Annotated in this window: 20 protein-coding genes; 2 read left to right on the forward strand and 18 right to left on the reverse strand. The window is 70.0% G+C overall.

Annotation, left to right across the window (positions count from 1 at the left end; genetic code table 11):
- Window positions 1-29: 29 nt before the first annotated feature.
- Window positions 30-1,160 (forward strand): mechanosensitive ion channel family protein, encoded by a 1,131-nt coding sequence (locus POF73_RS24865; protein WP_272119255.1) that lies wholly within the window; start codon window positions 30-32, stop codon window positions 1,158-1,160.
- Between the two features lie 129 nt (window positions 1,161-1,289).
- Here the strand turns inward: POF73_RS24865 and POF73_RS24870 are convergent, their stop codons facing one another.
- The 6 genes from POF73_RS24870 to POF73_RS24895 form a co-directional block, all read right to left on the reverse strand.
- Window positions 1,290-2,030, reverse strand: a complete 741-nt coding sequence (locus tag POF73_RS24870; protein WP_272119258.1) for an SDR family NAD(P)-dependent oxidoreductase — start codon at window positions 2,028-2,030, stop codon at window positions 1,290-1,292.
- 38 nt (window positions 2,031-2,068) lie between these two features.
- Window positions 2,069-3,655 (reverse strand): Na+/H+ antiporter, encoded by a 1,587-nt coding sequence (locus POF73_RS24875; protein ID WP_272119360.1) that lies wholly within the window; start codon window positions 3,653-3,655, stop codon window positions 2,069-2,071.
- An 87-nt stretch (window positions 3,656-3,742) separates the two neighbouring features.
- Window positions 3,743-4,159 (reverse strand): GNAT family N-acetyltransferase, encoded by a 417-nt coding sequence (locus tag POF73_RS24880; protein WP_272119362.1) that lies wholly within the window; start codon window positions 4,157-4,159, stop codon window positions 3,743-3,745.
- A gap of 65 nt (window positions 4,160-4,224) precedes the next feature.
- On the reverse strand, window positions 4,225-5,169 hold the full coding sequence (locus POF73_RS24885; RefSeq protein WP_272119260.1) for an RluA family pseudouridine synthase: 945 nt from the start codon (window positions 5,167-5,169) through the stop codon (window positions 4,225-4,227).
- 73 nt (window positions 5,170-5,242) lie between these two features.
- On the reverse strand, window positions 5,243-5,839 hold the full coding sequence (gene lspA, locus POF73_RS24890) for a signal peptidase II (protein WP_272119262.1): 597 nt from the start codon (window positions 5,837-5,839) through the stop codon (window positions 5,243-5,245).
- A 70-nt stretch (window positions 5,840-5,909) separates the two neighbouring features.
- Window positions 5,910-6,938, reverse strand: a complete 1,029-nt coding sequence (locus POF73_RS24895; protein WP_272119264.1) for a TraR/DksA family transcriptional regulator — start codon at window positions 6,936-6,938, stop codon at window positions 5,910-5,912.
- Between the two features lie 602 nt (window positions 6,939-7,540).
- Between POF73_RS24895 and ileS the strand changes: the two genes are divergently transcribed.
- On the forward strand, window positions 7,541-10,678 hold the full coding sequence (gene ileS, locus POF73_RS24900; protein WP_272119266.1) for an isoleucine--tRNA ligase: 3,138 nt from the start codon (window positions 7,541-7,543) through the stop codon (window positions 10,676-10,678).
- A gap of 209 nt (window positions 10,679-10,887) precedes the next feature.
- Here the strand turns inward: ileS and POF73_RS24905 are convergent, their stop codons facing one another.
- The 12 genes from POF73_RS24905 to POF73_RS24960 all read right to left on the reverse strand — a co-directional run bounded on the left by POF73_RS24905 (window position 10,888) and on the right by POF73_RS24960 (window position 23,484).
- Entirely contained in the window at window positions 10,888-12,033 is a 1,146-nt protein-coding gene (locus POF73_RS24905; protein ID WP_272119268.1) for a DivIVA domain-containing protein, read from the reverse strand.
- A gap of 55 nt (window positions 12,034-12,088) precedes the next feature.
- Window positions 12,089-12,376, reverse strand: coding sequence for a YggT family protein (locus POF73_RS24910; RefSeq protein WP_004001943.1), 288 nt, complete (start codon window positions 12,374-12,376; stop codon window positions 12,089-12,091).
- Between the two features lie 58 nt (window positions 12,377-12,434).
- The gene (locus tag POF73_RS24915) at window positions 12,435-13,076 is read right to left on the reverse strand and encodes a cell division protein SepF (protein WP_031483359.1); all 642 of its coding nucleotides are present in this window, start codon (window positions 13,074-13,076) and stop codon (window positions 12,435-12,437) included.
- A 125-nt stretch (window positions 13,077-13,201) separates the two neighbouring features.
- The gene (locus POF73_RS24920) at window positions 13,202-13,936 is read right to left on the reverse strand and encodes a YggS family pyridoxal phosphate-dependent enzyme (protein WP_272119275.1); all 735 of its coding nucleotides are present in this window, start codon (window positions 13,934-13,936) and stop codon (window positions 13,202-13,204) included.
- A 6-nt stretch (window positions 13,937-13,942) separates the two neighbouring features.
- Window positions 13,943-14,671: a peptidoglycan editing factor PgeF gene (gene pgeF / locus POF73_RS24925; protein WP_272119278.1), complete on the reverse strand. Its 729-nt coding sequence runs from the start codon at window positions 14,669-14,671 to the stop codon at window positions 13,943-13,945.
- Window positions 14,672-14,681: 10 nt separating this feature from the next.
- Window positions 14,682-15,893: a cell division protein FtsZ gene (gene ftsZ / locus POF73_RS24930; protein ID WP_272119281.1), complete on the reverse strand. Its 1,212-nt coding sequence runs from the start codon at window positions 15,891-15,893 to the stop codon at window positions 14,682-14,684.
- A gap of 287 nt (window positions 15,894-16,180) precedes the next feature.
- Complete coding sequence (locus tag POF73_RS24935; protein ID WP_272119283.1) at window positions 16,181-16,978, reverse strand: cell division protein FtsQ/DivIB; 798 nt, start codon at window positions 16,976-16,978, stop codon at window positions 16,181-16,183.
- A 23-nt stretch (window positions 16,979-17,001) separates the two neighbouring features.
- Window positions 17,002-18,096: an undecaprenyldiphospho-muramoylpentapeptide beta-N-acetylglucosaminyltransferase gene (murG, locus tag POF73_RS24940; RefSeq protein WP_272119285.1), complete on the reverse strand. Its 1,095-nt coding sequence runs from the start codon at window positions 18,094-18,096 to the stop codon at window positions 17,002-17,004.
- Between the two features lie 6 nt (window positions 18,097-18,102).
- Window positions 18,103-19,464 (reverse strand): putative lipid II flippase FtsW, encoded by a 1,362-nt coding sequence (gene ftsW, locus POF73_RS24945; protein ID WP_272119287.1) that lies wholly within the window; start codon window positions 19,462-19,464, stop codon window positions 18,103-18,105.
- A gap of 113 nt (window positions 19,465-19,577) precedes the next feature.
- Window positions 19,578-21,002, reverse strand: coding sequence for a UDP-N-acetylmuramoyl-L-alanine--D-glutamate ligase (murD, locus tag POF73_RS24950; protein ID WP_272119289.1), 1,425 nt, complete (start codon window positions 21,000-21,002; stop codon window positions 19,578-19,580).
- Window positions 20,984-22,057, reverse strand: a complete 1,074-nt coding sequence (gene mraY / locus POF73_RS24955) for a phospho-N-acetylmuramoyl-pentapeptide-transferase (protein WP_272119291.1) — start codon at window positions 22,055-22,057, stop codon at window positions 20,984-20,986. Before mraY ends, murD begins: the two co-directional genes overlap by 19 nt.
- Window positions 22,054-23,484 (reverse strand): UDP-N-acetylmuramoyl-tripeptide--D-alanyl-D-alanine ligase, encoded by a 1,431-nt coding sequence (locus tag POF73_RS24960; RefSeq protein ID WP_272119293.1) that lies wholly within the window; start codon window positions 23,482-23,484, stop codon window positions 22,054-22,056. The genes mraY and POF73_RS24960 overlap by 4 nt, the downstream gene beginning before the upstream one ends.
- Window positions 23,485-23,488: the final 4 nt, after the last annotated feature.

Consider the following 23,488-nt stretch of genomic DNA (forward strand, 5'->3'; position numbering starts at 1 on the left):
ACCCCCCTCGGGTGGTTACGTTCGGAGGCATGGAGAACATACTCCGACCACTGATCGTGATCGGCGGCTCGGTGCTGCTCACCCTGGTCATCGGATGGGCCACCGACCGCCTCATGCACAAGGCCGACGAACGGCACAGTGAGACACCGCTGTGGGGTCTGCTGCGCCAGGCCCGCATCCCCTACCAGCTCGTGCTGTGCGCGGCCCTGCTCAGAGGGTCCTACGACGAGGCCGAGCTGTTCCAGGAGAACCGGGTCGCGATCGGCAGGGTGCTGACCCTGGTGCTGATCGGGGCGGCGGCCTGGCTGGCGATCCGTATCGCGGCGGCGGTCGTGGAGACCTCGTACAGCCGTTACGCCCGGGCCCATCGCGATCCGGCCCGGGTGCGGCGGGTGCGCACCCAGGTGACGTTGATCATGCGTGTGGTCTCGGCGGTCGTCGGTGTGGTGGCCGTGGCGGCGATGCTGCTGACCTTCCCGGCGTTCCGCGCGGCCGGTGCCTCGCTGCTGGCCTCGGCCGGCATCCTCGGCATCGTCGCCGGTGTCGCGGCCCAGTCCACGCTGAGCAACATGTTCGCCGGGCTGCAGATCGCCTTCGGCGACATGGTGCGCATCGGGGACACGGTCGTGGTGGACGGCGAGTGGGGCACCGTCGAGGAGATCACCCTGACGTTCCTGACGGTGCGGACGTGGGACGAGCGCCGGATCACGATGCCGGTGTCGTACTTCACATCGAAGGCCTTCGAGAACTGGTCGCGCGGCGGCGCCCAGATGACCGGCACCGTCTTCCTGCACGTCGACCACTCGGCGCCGATGGAGGCGATGCGCGAGCAACTCCGCGACATCCTGCGCGCGTGCCCGGCGTGGGACGGCCGCGACTACGGCCTGGCCGTCACCGACTCCACGCCGAGCACCATCGAAGTGCGGGCGCTGGTCACGGCCAAGGACGCGGACGACCTGTGGACGGTCCGGGTCACGGTGCGCGAGCAGCTGATCCGCTGGCTGACCGCGCAGCATCCGTACGCGCTGCCCCGCGTCAACGCGACGGACGCGGCCCTGCCGCCCGGCTTCCCGGTCCCCGGCCCGGTCTCCGGCCGCCTCCCGGCCCGCCGCACCCACCAGCACGACCACCTGCCACCACAACGCCCTGACCGCCTCTGACCGGGGCACGGCGGCGCCGTAAGGGGCGCGGGGCCGTTGTCGATGTGCGGCTACCGCCGCGTGGGCGCGACCAGCCGCAACGGCGCCGCGGACAACCGAGGGCCTGTCGCGGTGTTTCCCGCGGAGGGCTCAGTGCCCGCGCTCGGCCCCGCCGCTCACCTGGATGATCTGCGAGGTGATGTGCCCGGCGCCGTGGGACGCCAGCCAGTGCAGGGTCGCGGCGACGTCCCCGGGCGTACCGGCCCGCCCGGTCGAGGTCTCCGCGACCAGCCGGGCGCGCCGCTCCTCGTCCATCCCGTCGCCGAAGAACTCGGTGTCCTCGACATAGCCCGGCGCGACCACGTTCACGGTGATCCCGCGCGGCCCCAACTGCCGGGCCAGATCATGGGCGTACGGATGCAGCGCTGCCTTGGACGCCGCGTACGCCCCGCTGCCGGAGCCCCGGAAGGCGGCGATGGAGCTGAGGAACAGCACCCGCCCGCCGGGGTCGGCGAGCCGGTCCTTCAGGGCCTCGGTGAGCAGGGCCGCGGTCAGGGTGTTGAGGCCGAAGTTGAGGGTCCAGTTGTGCAGGACGACATCGAGCGGCTCGTCGCTGTCGACCTTGGGCTCCAGATACCCGGAGCCGCCTGCGCTGTGGATCAGCACGTCCACCGTGCCGAGCTCCGACGCCACGAACCGCTCCACGCCCCGCACACCGCGCGGCCTGCTCAGATCCGCCGCGTAGGTGAGGGCGCCGGGCACACCGGCCTTCTCCAGCACCTCGGGGCGTCTGCCGAGCAGCAGCACCCGGTCCCCGTCCGCCGCGAACAGCTGTGCCGCCGCGAGCCCGATCCCCGTACCGCCTCCACTGATCACCACGTTGCGAGCCATGATCAGATCGTACGAAAGGAGGGCCGCCCGCGGCCAGATCACCTCAGACTGCGCACGTCCAAATGCCGCAGCACCCGGTCCACCACCTCCGGGTCGGCCCCCGGCTCACTGCGCGCCGCCAGCACCTCGTGCCGGGCCGCGCTCAGCAGCTCGTTCTGGATCCGCCGCACCCGCTTCAGCCGCCGCACCCGCTGCTGAAGCGCCTCCCTGCGCTCGTCCTCAGCCATGTCGGGGCTGATCCGCACGCCGATCTCGAACGCCCGCCGCAGCATCTGCTCGGACAGATCCTCGGGCAGGTCCTCGACCTCCTCGATCTCCCTCAGCCTGCGCTTCGCCGCCTTCGCCGCGCGCACCGCCAGCTCCTTCTCGAACTCCTTCTCCCGCTCGTTGTCGGCGCGCACCCCGAGCCGTTTCACCAGCCACGGCAGGGTCAGCCCCTGCACCACCAGCGTCGCCATGATCACCCCGAAGGCGATGAACACGATCTCGTTGCGGTCGGGGAAGGGATCACCCGCGTCGGTCTCCAGCGGAATGGCCAGCGCCAGGGCCACGGACGCCACCCCGCGCATCCCCGACCACCACATCACGACGGTCTCGCGCCAGCTCATCGGGACCTCCTCGTCGTAGTCCCGCTTGGCGTGCATGCGCCTGGTGAGCCAGGTGGCCGGCAGCAGGTACAGCAGCCGTACCAGTACGACGACGCCGACCACCGTGGCCGCCCAGCCGAGCATCTCCTCCCACCGCCCGGACGCCGTGCGCACCGCGATGTGCAGTTCCAGCCCGATCAGCCCGAACGCGACACCGGTGACCAGCGTGTCGACGATGTCCCAGAAGGTGTGCCCGGCCAGCCGCGTCATCACGTCGTCGGCGTCAGTGGCGTACTCGGCGAGGAACAGGGCGGTGACGAGCACGGCGAGCACACCGGAGCCCTGGAGCTCCTCGGCCAGCACATACGAGGCGTACGGCACGAGCAGCGAGAGCCCGATCTGCAGGGTCGGGTCCCCGAGCAGGTCCATCAGCTTGTTGGCGCCCCACCCGAGGGCGAGCCCGACGGCCAGCGCGACGACGGCGGAGAGCACGAGATCGAGTCCCGCCTCCCACGCGGTGAAGCTGCCGCTCACGGCGGCGGCGATGGCCACGTGGTACAGCACGATGGCCGTCACGTCGTTGAAGAGCCCCTCGCCCTCCAGGATGGACACCATGCGCCTGGGCAGCCCGAGTTGCCCGGCGACCGCGGTCGCGGCGACCGGATCGGGCGGTGCGACGAGCGCGCCCAGCGCCACGGCGGCGGCGAGCGGCAGCCCCGGCACGATCGCGTGGGCGACCGCGGCCACACACAGCGTCGTGACGAACACCAGCGCCACGGCGAGCAGGAAGATGGGCCGCACATTCGCCGCGAACTGCCGCCAGGAGGTCCGTCGTACGGCCGCGTACAACAGGGGCGGCAACAGCAGCGGCAGGATCAGATCAGGCGGTACGTCGACGTTCGGCACGAAGTCGAGCAACGCGAGCACGATCCCGAGCAGCGTCATCAGCACCGGTGCCGGCAACCCGAGCCGGTCCCCCACCGGGACACTCACCACGGCCCCGAGCAACAGCACGAACAACAGGGCCAACTGATCCACGGTCAGCGCTCCGGTGATCTCGGCTTCCACAAGGCAGACCTCAAGCCTGCCACGCCGCCCTTCTCACCAGCGCCTACGCTCCCTCGGCTACAGAGCGCGCCGCATCGCCCGGTGCGGCATCCCCGCGTCGTAGAACTCCGGCCCGTACGCCACGTACCCCAGCCGCTCGTAGAACCCCAGCGCCTGCGTCTGCGCATGCAGGTCCACGGCCACCAGGCCACGCGCGCGTGCCGCGTCCTCGATGGCCCGCACCAGCGCGGCCCCGACACCGAGCCCCCGTGCCGCCTGCGTCACGGCGAGCCGCCCCAGCGACCCCACGGCCGGATCACCGTCGACCTTCGCCGCGGCCGCCTCCCCGTGCAGCAGCCGGCCGGTCCCGAGCGGCACGCCGTCCTCCCGGACCGCCAGCACATGCACGGCGGTGGCGTCGTAGGCGTCGTACTCGATGTCCTCCGGCACGCCCTGCTCACCGACGAAGACGTCCTTGCGCACCGCGAAGCACATCTCACGGTCGGCGGGATCGTCGGCGACCCGCACGGCATACGACGGCGACGCCGACGACGGCAGGCTCACGCGTATGTCTCCTCACGGACCTGGTCGAGGGCTTCCTGCAGGTCGGCCGGGTAGTCGCAGGAGAACTCCACCCACTGCCCGTCCCCGGGGTGCTCGAAGCCGAGACGGACGGCGTGCAGCCACTGGCGGGTCAGCCGGAGCCGCTTGGCGAGCGTCGGGTCGGCGCCGTAGGTCAGGTCGCCGACGCAGGGGTGGCGGTGGGCCGCCATGTGCACACGGATCTGGTGGGTGCGCCCGGTCTCCAGCTTCACGTCGAGCAGGGAGGCCGCGCGGAACGCCTCGATGAGGTCGTAGTGCGTGACGGACGGCTTGCCGTCGGCCGTGACCGCCCACTTGTAGTCGTGGTTGGGGTGGCGGCCGATGGGTGCGTCGATGGTGCCGCTGGTCGGGTCGGGGTGGCCCTGGACGAGCGTGTGGTACCGCTTGTCGACCGTGCGCTCCTTGAACTGGCGCTTGAGCGACGTGTACGCGTACTCGGACTTGGCGACGACCATCAGCCCCGAGGTGCCCACGTCGAGCCGGTGCACGATGCCCTGACGCTCGGCGGCCCCGGACGTGGAGATGCGATACCCGGCGGCGGCCAGCCCGCCGATGACCGTCGGCCCGGACCAGCCGGGGCTCGGGTGTGCGGCGACACCGACCGGCTTGACGATCACGACCACGTCATCGTCGTCGTGCACGATCTCCATGCCCTCGACCGGCTCGGCGACGATCTGCACCGGCGCGGCCGCGCCCGGCATCTCGACCTCCAGCCAGGCCCCGCCGCGCACCCGCTCGGACTTGCCGACCACGCTCCCGTCGACCTGGACCTTGCCCGCCGCGGCCAGCTCGGCCGCCTTGGTCCTGGAGAAGCCGAACATGCGGGAGATGGCGGCGTCGACGCGCTCGCCCTCCAGGCCGTCCGGCACGGGCAGGGTTCGGATCTCGGGAATCGTGCTCACCCGACGAGTATGCCGGACGGGGCCGACAGTCCCGCACGGAGCCTGTGGACAACCTCCCGGGCTCCTGGCGGGCTCAGTCCTTGTGCACGGTGCCGTCGGGGTCCAGCCCCCGGAACGACAGCAGCACGATCAGGATGCCGCCGCACACGATCGCAGAGTCGGCGAGGTTGAACACGGCGAAGTGCTTGGGCGCGATGAAGTCCACGACCGCGCCCTCGAAGACTCCCGGCGAGCGGAAGATCCGGTCGGTGAGGTTGCCGAGCGCACCGCCGAGCAGCAGGCCGAGCGCGATCGCCCAGGGCAGGCTGTACAGCTTGCGGGCGAGCCGGGCGATCACCACGATCACGGCCGCCGCGATCACCGTGAAGATCACGGTGAAGGCCTCACCGAAACCGAAGGCCGCGCCCGCGTTGCGGATCGCCTCGAACTTCAGCCAGTCCCCGATGATCTCGATCGGCGCGTGGTGCTCCAGCTTGGCGACCACGATCATCTTGCTGACCAGGTCCAGGGCGTACGCGAAGGCGGCGACTGAGAACAGCACGGCGATCCGGCGCTTGCCCCGGGGCCGCTCGGTCCCGGGGTCCGTCGCCTGCTCGTCGGACTGCTCCGGCTCGGCTCCCGCCGCCTCTGGGGTGTCCGGCGTACCGATGATGCGCTCCGCCTCTGCCACGTGAGTCCCTCAACCTAGGTACCTGACTGAGCACGAGAGTACGGCACGTCCGGCAGCACCCGCCTACCGGTCAGTACCGGCGTTCCTGCTTCTGCTTGCACTCCACGCAGAGGGTCGCGCGGGGGAAGGCCTGCATCCTGGCCTTGCCGATCGGGTTCCCGCAGCTTTCGCACAGACCGTAGGTACCCGCGTCGAGCCGTTCCAGGGCCCGCTCGGCCTGGGTGAGCATCTCGCGCGCGTTGGCGGCGAGCGCCAGCTCGTGCTCGCGCGTGATGTTCTTGGCGCCGGTGTCCGCCTGGTCGTCGCCGGCGCCGTCCCCGGAGTCCCGCATCAGGCCGACGAGCGACTCCTCGGACGACGTGATCTCGTCACGCAGGCGCACGACCTCGGACATCAGCTCGGCCCGCGCCTCCTCGACCTCCTCCGGGGTCCAGGGGTCCTCACCGGGGCGTACCGCGAGCTCGCCGGGCTCCACCGCCGCGGCGATGCGTGCCTTGGGAACGGCGGTCTTCGCCGCCGTGGCCGTGCCAGGAGTCTTCTTCGCAACCACCGTCGTGGCTCCCGTCTGCTCCGCGGCCTGCGCCGCGCCCGACTTCTTGGCCCTGCTCTTGGCGACCGCACTCTTCCTGGCCGCCTTCTTGGGGACCGCATCCTCGGCCGCGGCCTTCTTGTCCGCGGCCTCCTTGTCCGCGGCCTCCTTGTCCGCGCCCTCCTTGGCCGCGCTCTCCTTGGCCGCGCTCTCCTTGGCCGCGCTCTCCTTGGCCGCCTTGCCCTTGGACACGGTCTTCGCGGTCTTCCTGGCCGCTGCCTTCCCGCCCGCCGCCTCGGGACCCGAGGTCTTGGCGGTGACGGCCTTCTTCGGGGCCGTCCCGGTGGCCGCCGCCGTCGCCTTCTTGACGCCCGGCTTCGCCGCCGTCTTCTTCCCGGCCTTCTTCGCCGCGCTCCCCTTGGAATCGCTCCCCTCGGACTCGGTCCCCTTGGACTCGGTCCCCTGCGTGCTCTTCTTCCCGCTCACATCCTTGGCCGCACCGCCGGAGGCGTCCGCATGGGTGGACCTGCCCGACGCCGACTGCTGTTCGGCGGTCTTCTTCGCCACCATGCCGCGGCCCCTTCACATATTGTGATCTTGCTCGCGAATCGTGCTGGGACGATAAATCGACTTGAGTCCCGCGGCAACGGGGCACACCGCCCGATTCGCCCGCCTCGCGCATGCCGCGGGGCAGACATGCAAGCGTTGTGCCCAGCTCCCCGCGGGGTATGCCGCCGAGCCGGACGTCCCAGAATCCGAACGCACGTACCGCACCATTCGGGTCACCGAGTCCAGAACACGATCCCCGCCCCCGCGCCCCGGAAATCCGGTCGGCCGCTGTCCGCGCGGCGCCGTACACTGGGCGGAGCGAAAAGCGTGGATGGGGACGAGTAGCGACGTACGCAGCCCAGAGCGACCCGGGGACGGTGGAAGCCCGGGGGCGAGCGCGACGTGAAGATCACCCCGGAGCCGTCGGAAGAAAGCCGCAGCCGAAGCGCAGCGGCGAGTAGAACCGGCATCGCGACCCCAATGAGGGGGCTCGCCGACGCACACCCCGCGTCGGAGGGCCAAGGAGGGTGGTACCGCGGGAGCGCGCCGAAACCGGCGTACGGAAAGTTCGGCTCTCGTCCCTCCGGACGGAAGGCAGCAAGTCCGCCGGAGGAAGCCCGCTGATGACAACGCCGACGTACCGCCAGGTGCCCGCCCAGGTCGACCTGCCCGCGCTTGAGCACGCGGTGCTCGACTTCTGGCGTGAGCAGAAGATCTTCGCCAAGAGCCTGGAGCAGTCCGAGGGCCGCCCCGAGTGGGTGTTCTACGAGGGCCCGCCCACCGCCAACGGCATGCCCGGCGCCCACCACATCGAGGCCCGCGTCTTCAAGGACGTCTTCCCCCGCTTCCGCACCATGCGCGGCTACCACGTCGCCCGCAAGGCCGGCTGGGACTGCCACGGCCTCCCGGTGGAGCTCGCGGTGGAGAAGGAGCTCGGCTTCTCCGGCAAGAAGGACATCGAGGCGTACGGCATCGCCGAGTTCAACGCCAAGTGCCGCGAGTCCGTGACCCGGCACACCGACGCCTTCGAGGCGCTCACGACCCGCATGGGCTACTGGACCGACCTCCAGGACCCCTACCGCACGATGGACCCCGAGTACATCGAGTCGGTCTGGTGGTCGCTGAAGACGATCTTCGACAAGGGCCTGCTGGTCCAGGACCACCGCGTCGCCCCCTGGTGCCCGCGCTGCGGCACCGGCCTCTCGGACCACGAGCTGGCGCAGGGCTACGAGACGGTCGTCGACCCCTCGGTGTACGTCCGTTTCCCGCTCACCTCCGGTCCGCTGGCCGGTGAGGCGGCGCTCCTGGTGTGGACGACCACGCCCTGGACCCTGGTCTCCAACACGGCCGTGGCCGCGCACCCCGAGGTCACCTACGTCGTCGCGACGGACGGCGAGGAGAAGCTCGTCGTCGCCGAGCCGCTCGTCGCCAAGGCGCTCGGCGAGGGCTGGGAGACCACCGGCCAGACCTTCACCGGCGCCGAGATGGAGCGCTGGACGTATCAACGCCCGTTCGAGCTGGTGGAGTTCCCGGCTCCGGCCCACTACGTGGTCAACGCCGAGTACGTCACGACCGAGGACGGAACGGGTCTGGTCCACCAGTCCCCCGCCTTCGGTGAGGACGACCTCAAGGTCTGCCGTGCCTACGGCCTGCCCGTGGTGAACCCGGTCCGCCCGGACGGCACCTTCGCCGAGGACGTCCCCCTGGTCGGCGGCGTCTTCTTCAAGAAGGCGGACGAAAAGCTCACCGAGGACCTCCAGCAGCGCGGCCTCCTCTTCCGGCACATCCCGTACGAGCACAGCTACCCGCACTGCTGGCGCTGCCACACCGCGCTCCTCTACTACGCGCAGCCGTCCTGGTACATCCGCACCACGGCCGCCAAGGACCGCCTCCTCCAGGAGAACGAGAACACCAACTGGTTCCCGGAGACGGTCAAGCACGGCCGGTACGGCGACTGGCTGAACAACAACATCGACTGGGCGCTGTCCCGCAACCGCTACTGGGGCACCCCGCTGCCGATCTGGCGCTGCGAGGACGACCACCTCACCTGCGTCGGCTCCCGCACCGAGCTCACCGAGCTGACGGGCACCGACCAGTCCGGACTGGACCCGCACCGCCCGTTCATCGACGCGGTCACCTTCGCGTGCCCCCAGTGCGAGAAGCCGGCCACGCGCGTGCCGGAGGTCATCGACGCCTGGTACGACTCGGGTTCGATGCCGTTCGCGCAGTGGGGCTACCCGTACAAGAACAAGGAGCTGTTCGAGGCCCGCTACCCGGCGCAGTTCATCTGCGAGGCCATCGACCAGACCCGCGGCTGGTTCTACACGCTGATGGCCGTCGGCACCCTGGTCTTCGACAAGTCGTCGTACGAGAACGTCGTCTGCCTCGGCCACATCCTCGCCGAGGACGGCCGCAAGATGTCCAAGCACCTGGGCAACACCCTGGAGCCGATCCCGCTGATGGACCGGCACGGCGCGGACGCGGTGCGCTGGTTCATGGCGGCCGGCGGCTCCCCGTGGGCGGCACGCCGCGTGGGCCACGGCACGATCCAGGAGGTGGTGCGCAAGACCCTCCTCACGTACTGGAACACGGTCGCCTTCCAGGCCCTGTACGCCCGCACGTCCGACTGGGCGCCCAGCGCGGCCGACCCGGCCCCCGCCGACCGCCCGGTCCTGGACCGCTGGCTGCTCTCCGAACTCCACGCGCTCACCGACCAGGTGACACAGGCCCTGGAGGCGTACGACACCCAGCGCGCCGGCAAGCTGCTCTCGGCGTTCGTCGACGACTTGAGCAACTGGTACGTCCGCCGCTCCCGTCGCCGTTTCTGGCAGGGCGACAAGGCGGCGCTGCGCACCCTGCACGAGGTCGTCGAGACGGTCACCAAGCTGATGGCCCCGCTGACCCCGTTCATCACCGAGCGGGTCTGGCAGGACCTGATCGTGCCGGTGACCCCCGGCGCCCCGGAGTCGGTCCACCTCGCCTCCTGGCCGGAGGCCGACCTGTCGGCGATCGCCCCGGAACTGTCGAGGCAGATGGTCCTGGTCCGCCGGCTGGTCGAGCTGGGCCGCGCCACGCGCGCGGAGTCGGGTGTCAAGACCCGTCAGCCGCTGTCCCGTGCCCTGGTGGCGGTGGCGGGCTTCGAGACGCTCGACCGCGAGCTGCACACGCAGATCACGGAGGAGCTGAACGTCGAGTCCCTGGCGTCCCTGTCGGAGGTCGGCGGCAGCCTGGTGGACACCACCGCCAAGGCCAACTTCCGCGCCCTGGGCAAGCGTTTCGGCAAGCGCGTCCAGGACGTGGCGAAGGCCGTCGCGAACGCGGACGCGGCCGCGCTGTCCCTGGCCCTGCGCGAGGGGACCGCGTCGGTGGAGGTCGACGGCGAGACGGTCACGCTCGCGCCGGACGAGGTGATCATCACGGAGACCCCGCGCGAGGGCTGGTCGGTGGCGTCCGACTCCGGTGCGACGGTCGCCCTGGACCTGGAGATCACGGAGGAGCTGCGCCGCGCGGGCCTGGCCCGTGACGCGATCCGCCTGATCCAGGAGGCCCGCAAGAACAGCGGCCTGGACGTGGCCGACCGGATCGCCCTGCGCTGGACGGCGACGGACCCGGCGACGGTCTCGGCCCTGAGCGAGCACGCCGAGCTCATCGCCGAGGAGGTCCTGGCGACGGACTTCGCCCAGGGCGAGGCGGACGACACGTACGGCCCCCCGTTCACGGACGAGGGCCTGACCCTGGCGTTCCGTCTGCGCAAGCAGTAGCGGGACTCAGCCGGGCGACCGAAGGCCCGGGACCACCAAAGAATCTTGGTGGTCCCGGGCCTTCGGCGTTGTGTACGTCGGACACCGCACCCAGGGCCGAACAAACACCTCAAACACCGTGAACACGCGTAGCAAAAGGGCGGGGCCCCGGATCAAAATCCGGGGCCCCGCCCTGAACGCTGCCGACGCCTAAGGCGTACTACCAACCGTCAGTTGTCGTCCTCGTCGATCAGGAACCCACGCATCGGCGAGGGAGCCTGACCCATCGGGGACGGACCCTGCGGACGCACGGGCGCCATCGGCTGGGTCATCGCCGGGGACATCTGCTGCTGGCCGCCGTAGGACGGAGCAGCCGGAGACGGGGCGCCGCCCATCGTCTGGTTGCCGCCGTACGACGGGGCGCTCGCGCCGGCCGGTGCCATGGAGGGCGCCGGGGACGGCGGGAGAGACGCCGCAGCCGGGGTGCGCGGCGGGGCGAGCGAGTCGTCCGCCTGGGTCTCCAGCTGGCGCAGCTGGGACTCAAGGTAGGACTTCAGCCGCGTGCGGTACTCGCGCTCGAAGCCGCGCAGGTCCTCGACCTTGCGCTCCAGCGTGGCGCGAGCGGACTCCAGGGAGCCCATCGCGACGCGGTGCTTCTCCTGCGCGTCCCGCTCCAGGGCGTCCGCCTTGGCACGGGCGTCCCGCTCAAGACCCTCGGCACGCGAACGCGCCTCGCCGACGATCTTGTTGGCTTCGGAACGAGCCTCGGCGATCGCCTGGTCGGCGGTCTGCTGGGCGAGCGACAGAACGCGCGCGGCGCTGTCGCCACCGGGGCCGCCCTGACCGGGACCGCCCATCGGGCCACCCATAGGACCGCCCATCGGGCCGCCCATCTGCTGCATGGGGGGCTGGCCCATCGGCCCCGGACCCTGGCCCATCGGACCGGGACCCTGAGGGCCACCCTGACCGCCGGGACCGGCGGGCAGCTGCGGAGCACCGCTGGGCAGCTGGGGCGGACCACCCATGGGGCCACCCATCTGCTGCTGCGGCGGGCCCGATATCCCGGCGGGTACGGGAGCCCCGGGACCGCGCATGCCCTGCTGCGGCATACCGCCCTGCTGGGGCATTCCGCCCTGCTGCTGGTCCTGCGGTCCGCCGGGCCCCTCCGGGGGCTTGCGCATGTTCTGCTGGTTCTGGGCAGCAGCGCGCGTGGCCGCGGCCAGCTTGGCGCGCAGGTCCTCGTTCTCGCGGAGCAGGCGGGTCAGTTCGGCTTCGACCTCATCGAGGAAGGCATCGACCTCGTCCTCGTCATAGCCTTCTCGGAGGCGGACGGTCGTGAACTGCTTGTTCCGCACGTCCTCGGGGGTCAACGGCATCTCTTCACCTCAACGTAGTCGTCGGCAGTCGGCAAGACCGTATCTGTCACATCGCTCACATCGCGCTCCGCACGAGCGTGATCAGGATGTAGACGATGATCATCAGTACGAAGAAGGACAGGTCGAGCGCCACGCCCCCGAGACGCAGCGGCGGAATAACCCGCCGCAGAAGCTTCAGCGGTGGATCAGTGACAGTGTAGGTGGCCTCCAGAACGACCACCATCGCCTTGCCGGGTTGCCATGAGCGGGCGAACTGGAACACGTAGTCCATGACCAACCGGAAGATGAGCACGATGAGGAACACCATCAGCGCGATGTAGAGAACCTGCAGGACCACGCTCATGACTGGTGCTTCCCTCTCCCCTGTTCCTTGTTCCGTGCGTTTCTTCCGGTGGTGCGTCTCAGCTCTGGTTGAAGAACCCGCCCTCTGCGATGCGGGCCTTGTCCTCCGCCGTGACATCGACGTTAGCAGGAGACAACAGGAACACCTTCTGGGTCACCCGCTCGATGCTGCCGTGAAGACCAAACACCAAACCCGCCGCAAAGTCGACAAGTCGCTTGGCATCTGTGTCGTCCATCTCAGTCAGATTCATGATCACCGGGGTACCTTCACGGAAGTGTTCCCCGATGGTACGGGCCTCGTTGTAGGTCCGCGGGTGAAGCGTGGTGATCCGATAAGGCTCTCGTTCCGACACGACCTTGGGCATGATCACCGGTGCGTTCTTCTCCAGGCTTGCGCGTTCTTGTGTGATAGACGCCACGGGCGCGATACGTGCCGGGCGGCTGGATTCCGCGGGTAGCGAAGTCGATCGGGCGACCGGTTCACGCGGCGCGGGCGGCTGTACGATTCGCACCTCTTCGTCCCTTTGGGACTGATGTGCACTGTGCGACTGGTGCGACGGCTCGTGCCGTCGATGGTCCCGCTCAGGCTCCGGGTCCAGTTCGGGCTCGAAGTCGTCATCGGGGTCGAACCCCCGGCCGTCGTACCCATCGTCCTCCACGAGGCCGAGGTAGACCGCCATCTTGCGCATCGCGCCGGCCATGCTCTGAGTCCTCCGCTCTGTGGTGGATCGGCGACTGCCAAGTGCCCGCCATCCACGCGGCCGTTACGTCCGCCTTTCGGCGACATTGACCATATTTTCTGCTGTGGTCCGACTTCCTGGCGACGTTACCCGAGCCTGGGGCGGACTCCGAGTACCGCAGTGCCGACGCGCACATGTGTCGCACCCGCCGCCACCGCCTCTTCGAGATCCGCACTCATCCCTGCCGACACCATGTTCGCAGCCGGATGAGCTCGGCGCAGGTCGGTCGACAAATCCATCAACCGCTCGAACGCCGCCTGTTGGCGCCCCGCGTACTCCCCGGTGAGCGGAGCGACGGTCATCAGCCCGTCGAGCCGCAGCCCCGGAGCCTTCGCCACGAGGTCGGCCAACTCTTCGATCCCGCCCGGTGCCACACCGCCCCTCTCGCCTCGCGCGCCCCCGCCCGCCGCGGGCTCCCCCGCGTCCAGCGCCACCTGGATCAGGCAGCCGAGCTCGCGCTCCTGCCGTACGGCCTCCTTCGACAGGGCCGTCACCAGCTTGGAACGATCGACGGACTGCACGAGATCCGCGTAACCGACCACGGATCGCACTTTGTTGGTCTGCAACTGGCCGACGAAGTGCCAGGCGAGGGGCAGGTCCGAGCATGCGGCGGCCTTGGGCGCCGCGTCCTGGTCGCGGTTCTCGGCGACATGGCGCACACCGAGCTCCGAAAGGACCCGCACATCGCTCGCGGGGTAGGTCTTGGTGACCACGATCAGGGTCACTTCCTCGCGGGGGCGCCCGGCGGCCGCGCAGGCGGCGGCGATACGGTCCTCCACCTTCGCCAGGTTCGCGGCGAGTTCGTCCTTACGGTCCGTCATGTCCATTCAGTCCAGCCAGACGTAGCCGGCGAGCCGACCGGTGGTGCGGTCGCGGCGGTACGAGAAGTGGTCGCCCGACTCCAGGGTGCACACCGGCGACTGCTCCCGGTCACGCACTCCGAAGCGCGCGAGCTGGGCGTGCACTCCGGCGGCCACGTCCACCGCCGGCGTACCCCAACTCGTCTCGGCGTGCGCCGTCGGCTCCTTGATGGCGACCTCGGCGCGCATCGCCTCCGGCACCTCGTAGCACCGGCCGCAGACGGCGGGGCCGGTGCGGGCGACGATCCGGGCCGGGTCGGCACCCAGTTCGGTCATCGCGCGTAGCGCTGCCGGGACGACCCCGGCGATCATGCCCGGCCGCCCAGCGTGGGCCGCGGCGACGATCCCGGCGACCGGGTCGGCCAGCAGGACCGGCACGCAGTCGGCAGTGAGAACCGCGAGGGCGAGACCCGGCCGCGCCGTGACGATCGCGTCGACGTCGGGCACCGGACCATCACCCCACGGTCCGTCGACCACGGCGACGTCCGCCCCGTGCACCTGGTTCATCCAGACCACGTCACCCGGACCGAACCCGAGCGACTTGGCGGCGAGATCCCGGTTGGTCAGTACGGCGTCCGCGTCGTCGCCGACCGCCCCGCCGAGGTTGAGCTCCGCATACGGAGCGGCGCTCACCCCGCCCCACCTGTCGGTGAAGGCGAAGTGCGCGCCGCTCACGGTGTCGCGCTGTGCTATCACGTCAGAAGGATCACTTAAGGAAGTCCGGGACGTCCAGTTCCTCCGCCGCGCTGTCGGCGTAGGACCGCGACGGCGGAACCGGCGGGGCGACCGGGATGTCGGCCACCGGCTCCGGTGCCGCGGGCTCCGGCTCCTCCTTCGGCGTGACGCTGCCGAGCGAGCCGAACGACGGGCGGGACTCGGTCTGCCGTACCGGAGTGGGCTCCTCGCGGCGAGCCGAGGCCGACGTCGAGGTCGAGGTCGAGCCGAGGACGTTGTCCCGGCGGGCCGGCGGCTGGCCGCCGTCGAAGCCGGCCGCGATCACGGTCACCCGGACCTCGTCGCCGAGGGCGTCGTCGATGACCGCGCCGAAGATGATGTTGGCCTCGGGGTGGGCGGCCTCGCTGACCAGCTGGGCCGCCTCGTTGATCTCGAACAGGCCGAGGTCGGAGCCGCCGGAGATGGAGAGCAGCACGCCCCGGGCGCCGTCGATGGACGCCTCCAGGAGCGGCGAGGAGATCGCCATCTCGGCCGCGGCCACCGCGCGGTCGTCGCCGCGGGCCGAGCCGATGCCCATGAGGGCCGAACCGGCCTCGGACATGACCGACTTGACGTCGGCGAAGTCGAGGTTGATCAGACCCGGCGTGGTGATGAGGTCGGTGATGCCCTGGACACCGGAGAGCAGAACCTGGTCGGCCGACTTGAAGGCGTCGAGCACCGAGACCTGGCGGTCCGAGATGGACAGCAGCCGGTCGTTCGGGATGACGATGAGGGTGTCGACCTCTTCACGGAGCTCGGCGATGCCGTCCTCGGCCTGGTTGGCGCGGCGCCGGCCCTCGAAGGTGAACGGGCGGGTGACCACGCCGATGGTGAGGGCGCCCAGGTTGCGGGCGATGTTGGCCACGACGGGCGCGCCGCCGGTGCCGGTGCCGCCGCCTTCACCGGCCGTCACGAAGACCATGTCGGCCCCCTTGAGGACCTCCTCGATCTCCTCGCGGTGGTCCTCGGCGGCCTTGCGGCCGACGGCCGGGTTGGCTCCGGCGCCGAGTCCGCGGGTGAGTTCGCGGCCGACGTCGAGCTTGACGTCGGCATCGCTCATCAACAGAGCTTGCGCGTCAGTGTTGATGGCGATGAACTCGACACCCTTGAGACCGACCTCGATCATCCGGTTGATGGCATTGACACCACCGCCGCCGACACCGATGACTTTGATGACTGCGAGGTAGTTCTGCGGTGCTGCCACGTCGAAGGCCTCTCGCCTCGATTTACGGGTCGTCGGATCGCGGGGAGCGACGTGCTTCGCGAACCGGCGACTGATGCCGAATGGGACGGTCCGTAGCGCCGACCCGAACCCTAACCCTGAAGTTTAGGGTTACCAGTGTGTCTGTTCCTTGAAGTCTTCTGAACAGGACACTAAGTCGACAAGTGGCGCACGTTCAACGAACACGCCGAACCTCCCGTTTTTCTTTTCACCCTATGTGATCAGCCATGTCGCCGCCCAACCAGGGTGCTGGCCTGCGCGAATGTGCGTCAACTCCGCGCTGACGCAGGGGCGGTGGGAACGCTGACGTCGAAGTACCGCGCATCCGGCGAGGCTTTCATGAGAGCGGTGAGTGTGCGAGCCTTCGCGGCGCCCTTCTCGCCACTCCCCCAGACGACGGTCCGGCCGTCGCCCAACTCCAGTGAGATGTCGTCGTAGGAGCGCACCTTGACGACCTCGGTTGACCTCGCAACGGCGGCCGGAATGGCCCCGGCGACCCGCACCGCCTCCCGCACCAGTCGCCCCTCGCCGAAGCGGCGCAGGCTCGCGGCGGCGGAGCCCGACCGGGACACCGACAATTCCAGCACGGGAACGCCTTTCGGGGCTTCAGAAACTGTGGCGAAACGGACACCTTCGTCATCCACTTCGATGAAGTTTCCGCCCTTTTGGACAATCAGAACCGGAGTACGCTCCACCACTTTCAGGCCGATTCCATGCGGCCAGGCACGGACTACGTCAACTGCGTCAATTCGGGGCAATTTCCGACGCAGTCGTGCCTCAATCGCATCGGTCTGCACGGAAATCAGCGGCGCCCCGACGGGGACGTCGGCGGCCTCAAGGACCTGCGCGGGCGTCAGAACCCGGGTCCCGGAGACGGATACCCGCTCGACGCGCAGCCACTTGGAGCCGTACAGCAGCCAGACGGAGCCCACGGCGAGGAGCGCCAGGACGACGGCAAGGATGATGATCGTACGAAGGCGCGTCAGCCTCAACCGCCGCCGGGCGAGGGGCGGGTCGGACGACTCCTGCTGGCGTTCACCGCGCTCGGCGGTCGTCGGTCCGGCCACGCTCCCTGCCCTCCGTCATCCGGTTACTGGCGGCGGTGCGAGGCGATCGCCTCGTACACCATGCCGACGAGCAGGTCGTCGGCGTCCCGGCGGCCGAACTCGCTTGCGGCGCGGGACATCTCGTACAGCCGGTGCGGGTCGGCGAGCACGGGCAGGACGTTCTGCTGCACCCACTCGGGCGTGAGTTCCGCGTCGTCGACCAGCAGGCCGCCGCCGGCCTTGACCACCGGCTGGGCGTTCAGCCGCTGTTCGCCGTTGCCGATGGGCAGCGGAACGTAGGCGGCCGGGAGTCCGACGGCGGAGAGTTCGGCGACGGTCATCGCGCCCGCGCGGCAGAGCATCATGTCGGCCGCGGCGTACGCGAGGTCCATCCGGTCCAGGTAACTTACCGGGATATAGGGGGGCATTCCCGGCATCTGGTGCACTTGCGGCAGTTCGTTCTTCGGGCCGACCGCGTGCAGGATCTGGATGCCGGCCTGCTGGAGCCAGGGCGCGACCTGCTGGACGACCTCGTTGAGGCGCCGTGCGCCCTGTGAGCCGCCGGAGACCAGCAGGGTGGGCAGGTTCGGGTCGAGCCCGAACATCGCGCGCGCCTCGGGGCGGACAGCGGCCCGGTCGAGGGTGGCGATGGTGTGGCGCAGCGGGATGCCGATGTAGCGGGAGTTGCGCAGCTTGCTGTCCGGGGTGGCGACGGCGACCTGGGCGGCGTAGCGCGAACCGATCTTGTTGGCCAGGCCCGGACGGGCGTTGGCCTCATGGATGATGATCGGCACACCGAGGCGCTTGGCGGCGAGATAGCCGGGCAGGGCGACATAGCCGCCGAAGCCGACGACGGCGTCCGCCTTGGTGCGCTCCAGGATCTGCTCGGTCGCCTTGATCGTCCCGCGCAGCCGGCCCGGGACGGTGATCAGCTCGGGCGTCGGCTTGCGCGGCAGGGGTACGGCGGGGATCAGCGCGAGCTCATAGCCCCGCTGTGGGACGAGCTTGGTCTCCAGGCCGCGCTCCGTGCCCAGGGCCGTGATCCCCACGCCCGGGTCCTGCCTGCGCAGGGCGTCCGCGAGGGCGAGCGCGGGCTCGATGTGGCCGGCGGTCCCCCCACCGGCGAGTACGACATGCACCGAAATTCACCGCTCTCCGGACGAACGCGCCGCCGAGGCACGCCGTCGCATCGTGTTCCATCTCCGAGGCCCCCGGCCGGAACCGGCGCCTCCCGCACGCTTTCTACCAAGGCGGGATTGCCGTGCAGAAAGCGCCGCCCGCGCAGCGGGTTCGTCGCGCGCGAACGCGATCAGCAGCCCGATGGCGAACATGGTCGGCAGCAGGGCGGACCCTCCGTAGGAGAACAGCGGGAGGGGAACGCCGGCGATCGGCAGCAGACCGAGCACCGCACCGATGTTGATCACGGCTTGCGCGGTGATCCAGGTGGTCACGCCTCCCGCGGCATACCTCACGAAGGGGTCCTCCGTGCGTCCGGCCACGCGGATACCCGCATAGCCTAGAGCCGCGAAGAGGGCGAGCACCGACAGCGTCCCCGCCAGGCCCAGTTCCTCACCGGTGACGGCGAAGATGAAGTCGGTGTGGGCTTCGGGGAGTTGGCCCCATTTCTCCACACTCGCACCCAGCCCGGAACCGAAGATTCCGCCGGAGGCGAGCGCATAGATGCCGTGCACGGCCTGCCAGCAGTCGACCGGGCCGGACTGGGGCTCGGTGGCGCCGAGGCACTGGAGGCGGGCCATCCGGTTCTCGCTGCTCTTGATGAGGAGCACACCGATCACGCCCGCGAACGACAGCACGCCCACGAACAGCCGGGTGGGCGCTCCCGCCAGCCACAGCAGGCCGAACAGGATCGCCGACAGGATGATCGCCGTACCCATGTCGCCGCCGAGCATGATCAGCCCGAGCAGCATGAAGGCGACCGGCACCAGCGGCACCAGCATGTGCTTCCACTGCGTCAGCAGCTTCTTGTCCTGTTTGCGGGCGATCAGATCGGCGCCCCACAGGACCAGCGCGAGCTTGCCGAACTCGCTGGGCTGGATCTGGAAGGAGCCGCCGAGGGCGATCCAGTTCTGGTTGCCGTTGACCGCGACTCCTATCCCGGGGACCTGCACCAGCGCCATCAGGAAGACGGCGCCGGCGAGGATCGGGTAGGCGAGCGCCCGGTGCAGCTTGACGGGCATCCGGGAGGCGGCGAGCAGCAACCCGGTGCCGATCACGGCGGCGAGCAGCTGCTTGCGGAAGAAGTACGACCCCGGCAACGACATCTGCAGCGCCGTGATCTGGGAGGCCGAGTAGACCATCACCAGACCGAGCACGGTGATCAGCAGGCTGCCGCCGAGGATCAGGTAGTAGGCGGTCAGCGGCCGGTCCCACGCGCGGTACACGCGCGTGTAGAACCGCTGGACCGCGTTCTCGTCCCGCGCCGGGGAAGGAGAGGGCCGCCGAACGGCCCGCTGTACGGGAGGCCCTCCCGTACGGCTACCGGGCATCGGCGCTCACCGCCCCGCCGTGGGCGTACGTACTGGCCGACCGCATCCGAGTCACGCGTCCCTCCACTTCACGGTGGGGGTCCCGAAGCACCCGCAGTGGCCGAGACCCGGCGTCAGGCGCCCGCGCCGAGTTCGCGAACCGCCTCCGCGAACGCGTCACCGCGCTGGTTGTAGTTGGCGAACATGTCCATGGAGGCACAGGCCGGAGCAAGGAGCACCGTGTCGCCGGGCCGTGCGAGGCCCTTCGCCTCCTGGACCGCCGCAAGCATCGCCCCAGTGTCGGTCCGGTCGAGGTCGACGACGGGTACTTCCGGCGCGTGTCGCGCGAGGGCTTCACGGATCAGGCCACGATCGGCGCCCATGAGCACGACCGCGCGCAGCCGCTCGGCCGACTCGGCGACCAGTTCCTCGAAGACGGCGCCCTTGGCGAGCCCGCCCGCGATCCAGACGATGGAGTCGTAGGCCGCCAACGACGCTTGAGCCGCGTGGGTGTTGGTGGCCTTGGAGTCGTCGACGTAGGCGACCCCGTCCACGTCCGCCACGTGCGCGATGCGGTGGGCGTCCGGGGTGAAGGCCCGCAGCCCGTCCCGTACGGCCTTGGGGGGCACCCCGAAGGCCCGGGCGAGGGCCGCCGCCGCAAGGGCGTTGGCGATGTTGTGCGGCGCCGGCGGGTTGACGTCGGAGACCTCGGCGAGCTCCTGGGCGTTCTTCTGCCGGTCCTCGACGAAGGCGCGGTCGACGAGGATGCCCTCGACGACGCCGAGTTGGGACGGGGCCGGGGTGCCGAGGGTGAAGCCGATGGCCCGGCAGCCCTCCTCCACGTCGGCCTCGCGGACCAGGTCCTCGGTGGCCTTGTCGGCGACGTTGTAGACGCAGGCGACGCGGTTGCCCTCGTAGATACGGCCCTTGTCGGCGGCGTACGCCTCCATGGAGCCGTGCCAGTCGAGATGGTCGGGGGCGAGGTTCAGCACGGCCGCCGAGTGGGCGCGCAGCGAGGGCGCCCAGTGCAGCTGGTAGCTGGACAACTCCACGGCGAGGACGTCGTACTGCTCCTCGCCGAGCACCGCGTCGAGGAGTGAGACGCCGATGTTGCCGACGGCCGCCGTGCGCAGGCCCGCCGCCTTGAGGATGGAGGCGAGCATCTGGACGGTCGTGGTCTTGCCGTTGGTGCCGGTCACGGCGAGCCAGGGCGCGGCGTCGGGGCCGCGCAGTCGCCAGGCGAGCTCGACGTCGCCCCAGACCGGGACGCCGGCCTGCTCGGCGGCGGCGAACAGCGGCTTGTCCGGCTTCCAGCCGGGTGCGGTGACGATCAGTTCGGTGCCGTCGGGCAGGGTCGCTCCGTCGCCGAGGCGGACGGTGATGCCGAGGTCCTCCAGCTCGGTGGCCTGGGCACGCGCGCGTGCGTCGTCGCCGTCGTTGACGACGGTGACGTGGGCGCCGAGGCCGTGCAGCACCTTGGCCGCCGGGATCCCGGAGACGCCGAGCCCGGCGACGGTGACGTTCTTCCCCTGCCAGTCGGTCACTTGTCCGCTGCCCATCCCGCGTAGAAGAGGCCCAGTCCGACGATCACACAGATGCCCTGAATGATCCAGAAGCGGACCACTACGAGCACTTCCGACCAGCCCTTGAGTTCGAAGTGGTGCTGGAGTGGCGCCATGCGGAAGACGCGCTTGCCGGTGAGGCGGAAGGAGCCGACCTGGATGACCACCGACATGGTGATCAGCACGAACAGACCACCGAGGATGGCGAGCAGCAGCTCGGTGCGCGAGCAGATGGCGAGACCGGCGAGCGCGCCGCCGAGGGCCAGTGAACCGGTGTCACCCATGAAGATCTTGGCGGGCGACGTGTTCCACCACAGGAAGCCGAGGCAGGCGCCCATCAGCGCGGAGGAGACGACGGCGAGATCGAGTGGATCGCGCACTTCGTAGCAGGCGTTGGGGTTGGGCAGGATCTGCGCGTTGGCGCAGGACTCCTGGAACTGCCAGACGCCGATGAAGGTGTAGGCGCCGAAGACGAGCACGGAGGCGCCGGTGGCGAGGCCGTCCAGACCGTCCGTCAGGTTCACGCCGTTCGACATGGCGAGGATCATGAACAGCGCCCAGACGACGAACAGCACCGGGCCGATGGACCAGCCGAAGTCCTGCACGAAGGAGAGCTTGGTGGAGGCCGGGGTGTTGCCGCGGTTGTCCGCGAACTGCAGCGAGAGCACCGCGAAGGCGATACCGCCGAAGAGCTGGCCGGCCATCTTGGCCTTGGCCCGCAGACCCAGCGAACGACGCTTGACGATCTTGATGTAGTCGTCGAGGAAACCGACCAGACCCATGCCGGCCATCAGCCCGAGCACCAGGATGCCGGAGAACGTCGGCGGCTTGCCGGTGATCAGCTTGGACAGGAAGTACGCGGCGACCGTGGCCAGGATGAAGGCGATACCACCCATGGTCGGCGTACCGCGCTTGGCGTGGTGCTCGCGCGGGCCGTCGTCCCGGATGTACTGACCGTAGCCCTTGCGGGCCAGCAGCTTGATCAACAGCGGGGTGCCGATCAGGGTCAGGAAGAGGCCAATGACTCCTGAGAACAGGATCTGATTCATCATCGGGCGGCAACCTCACCCTCGGTGCCGCCCGCGAGCAGCGCCTCGGCGACACTCTCCAGCCCGACCGAACGGGACGCCTTCACGAGTACGACGTCCCCCGGGCGCAGCTCGCTGCGCAACAGGTCGACCGCCGCCTGTGCGTCGGACACGTGCACCGACTCCTCACCCCACGAACCCTCGTTATATGCGCCCAGTTGCAGCCAGGACGCTTCCCTGCCCCCGACCGCGACGAGCTTGCTGACGTTGAGCCGGACGGCGAGCCGTCCGACCGCGTCGTGCTCGGCGAGCGCCTCGTCACCGAGCTCGGCCATCTTGCCGAGCACCGCCCACGTACGGCCCCCCGTCGCCCGTGCGGCGCCGCCCATCGCGGCCAGCGCACGCAGAGCGGCCCGCATGGACTCGGGGTTCGCGTTGTAGGCGTCGTTGACGATCGTCACGCCGTCCGGGCGCTCGGTGACCTCCATCCGCCAGCGGGAGAGGGAGCCCGCCTCGGAGAGCGCGGTGGCGATCTCTTCCGCGGACATGCCCAGCTCATGGGCGACGGCGGCCGCGGCGAGCGCGTTCGACACGTGGTGCTCACCGTACAGGCGCATGGTCACATCGCTTGCACCGGAGGGTGTGTGAAGGGTGAAAGCAGGCTGTCCGCTGTCCGTGAGTCTCACGTTCTCGGCGCGTACGTCCGCTTCGCCTGACTCTCCGAAAAGGATCACCTTCGCCTTCGTACGGGAGGCCATGGCCCGTACGAGGGGATCGTCGGCGTTGAGGATCGCGGTGCCGCCCTCCGCCGCCGACGGCAGCCCTTCGACGAGCTCGCCCTTGGCCTGCGCGATCTGCTCACGGCCGCCGAACTCGCCGATGTGGGCGGTGCCGACGTTGAGCACGAGGCCGATCCTCGGGGGCGTCAGATCGGAGAGGTAGCGGATGTGGCCGATGCCGCGGGCGCCCATCTCCAGGACGAGGAAGCGGGTCTCCTCGGTGGCGCTGAGGGCGGTGAGCGGCAGTCCGATCTCGTTGTTGAGGGAGCCCGGCGTCCACACGGTGGGCGCCTTGCGCTGGAGCACCTGGGCGATCAGGTCCTTGGTGCTGGTCTTGCCCGCCGAGCCGGTCAGGGCCACGAGGGTCGCGCCGAGCCGCTGGACGACATGACGGGCGAGGGCGCCGAGGGCCTTCTGGACGTCCGGCACGACGATCGCGGGCACGCCCACGGGGCGCGAGCCCAGTACCGCGGCGGCGCCGGCCGCGACGACGGCCTGCGCGAAGTCGTGGCCGTCGACGCGCTCGCCGACGAAGGCGACGAAGAGGCTGCCGGGCTCCACTTCACGGGAGTCCCGGACGACGGATCCGGTGACCTGGACGGACGGATCCGGTATGTCGTGCGTCTGCCCGCCGACGACTTCTGCGATCTCGGCGAGGGAGAGGGCGATCACAAGT

Source organism: Streptomyces sp. HD, from assembly GCF_028369295.1.
Lineage (GTDB): Bacteria > Actinomycetota > Actinomycetes > Streptomycetales > Streptomycetaceae > Streptomyces.

Excerpts from the sequence above, each read along its gene's own strand:
- POF73_RS24920 (WP_272119275.1), bottom strand. The coding sequence starts at position 13,936 with ATGACGGACCGTAAGGACGAACTCGCCGCGAACCTGGCGAAGGTGGAG.
- ileS (WP_272119266.1), top strand. The coding sequence starts at position 7,541 with ATGACAACGCCGACGTACCGCCAGGTGCCCGCCCAGGTCGACCTGCCC.
- POF73_RS24880 (WP_272119362.1), bottom strand. The coding sequence starts at position 4,159 with ATGTGCTTCGCGGTGCGCAAGGACGTCTTCGTCGGTGAGCAGGGCGTG.
- POF73_RS24895 (WP_272119264.1), bottom strand. The coding sequence starts at position 6,938 with ATGGTGGCGAAGAAGACCGCCGAACAGCAGTCGGCGTCGGGCAGGTCC.
- POF73_RS24905 (WP_272119268.1), bottom strand. The coding sequence starts at position 12,033 with ATGCCGTTGACCCCCGAGGACGTGCGGAACAAGCAGTTCACGACCGTC.
- ftsW (WP_272119287.1), bottom strand. The coding sequence starts at position 19,464 with ATGCCCGGTAGCCGTACGGGAGGGCCTCCCGTACAGCGGGCCGTTCGG.
- mraY (WP_272119291.1), bottom strand. The coding sequence starts at position 22,057 with ATGATGAATCAGATCCTGTTCTCAGGAGTCATTGGCCTCTTCCTGACC.
- POF73_RS24910 (WP_004001943.1), bottom strand. The coding sequence starts at position 12,376 with ATGAGCGTGGTCCTGCAGGTTCTCTACATCGCGCTGATGGTGTTCCTC.
- POF73_RS24915 (WP_031483359.1), bottom strand. The coding sequence starts at position 13,076 with ATGGCCGGCGCGATGCGCAAGATGGCGGTCTACCTCGGCCTCGTGGAG.
- POF73_RS24865 (WP_272119255.1), top strand. The coding sequence starts at position 30 with ATGGAGAACATACTCCGACCACTGATCGTGATCGGCGGCTCGGTGCTG.
- murD (WP_272119289.1), bottom strand. The coding sequence starts at position 21,002 with ATGGGCAGCGGACAAGTGACCGACTGGCAGGGGAAGAACGTCACCGTC.
- POF73_RS24870 (WP_272119258.1), bottom strand. The coding sequence starts at position 2,030 with ATGGCTCGCAACGTGGTGATCAGTGGAGGCGGTACGGGGATCGGGCTC.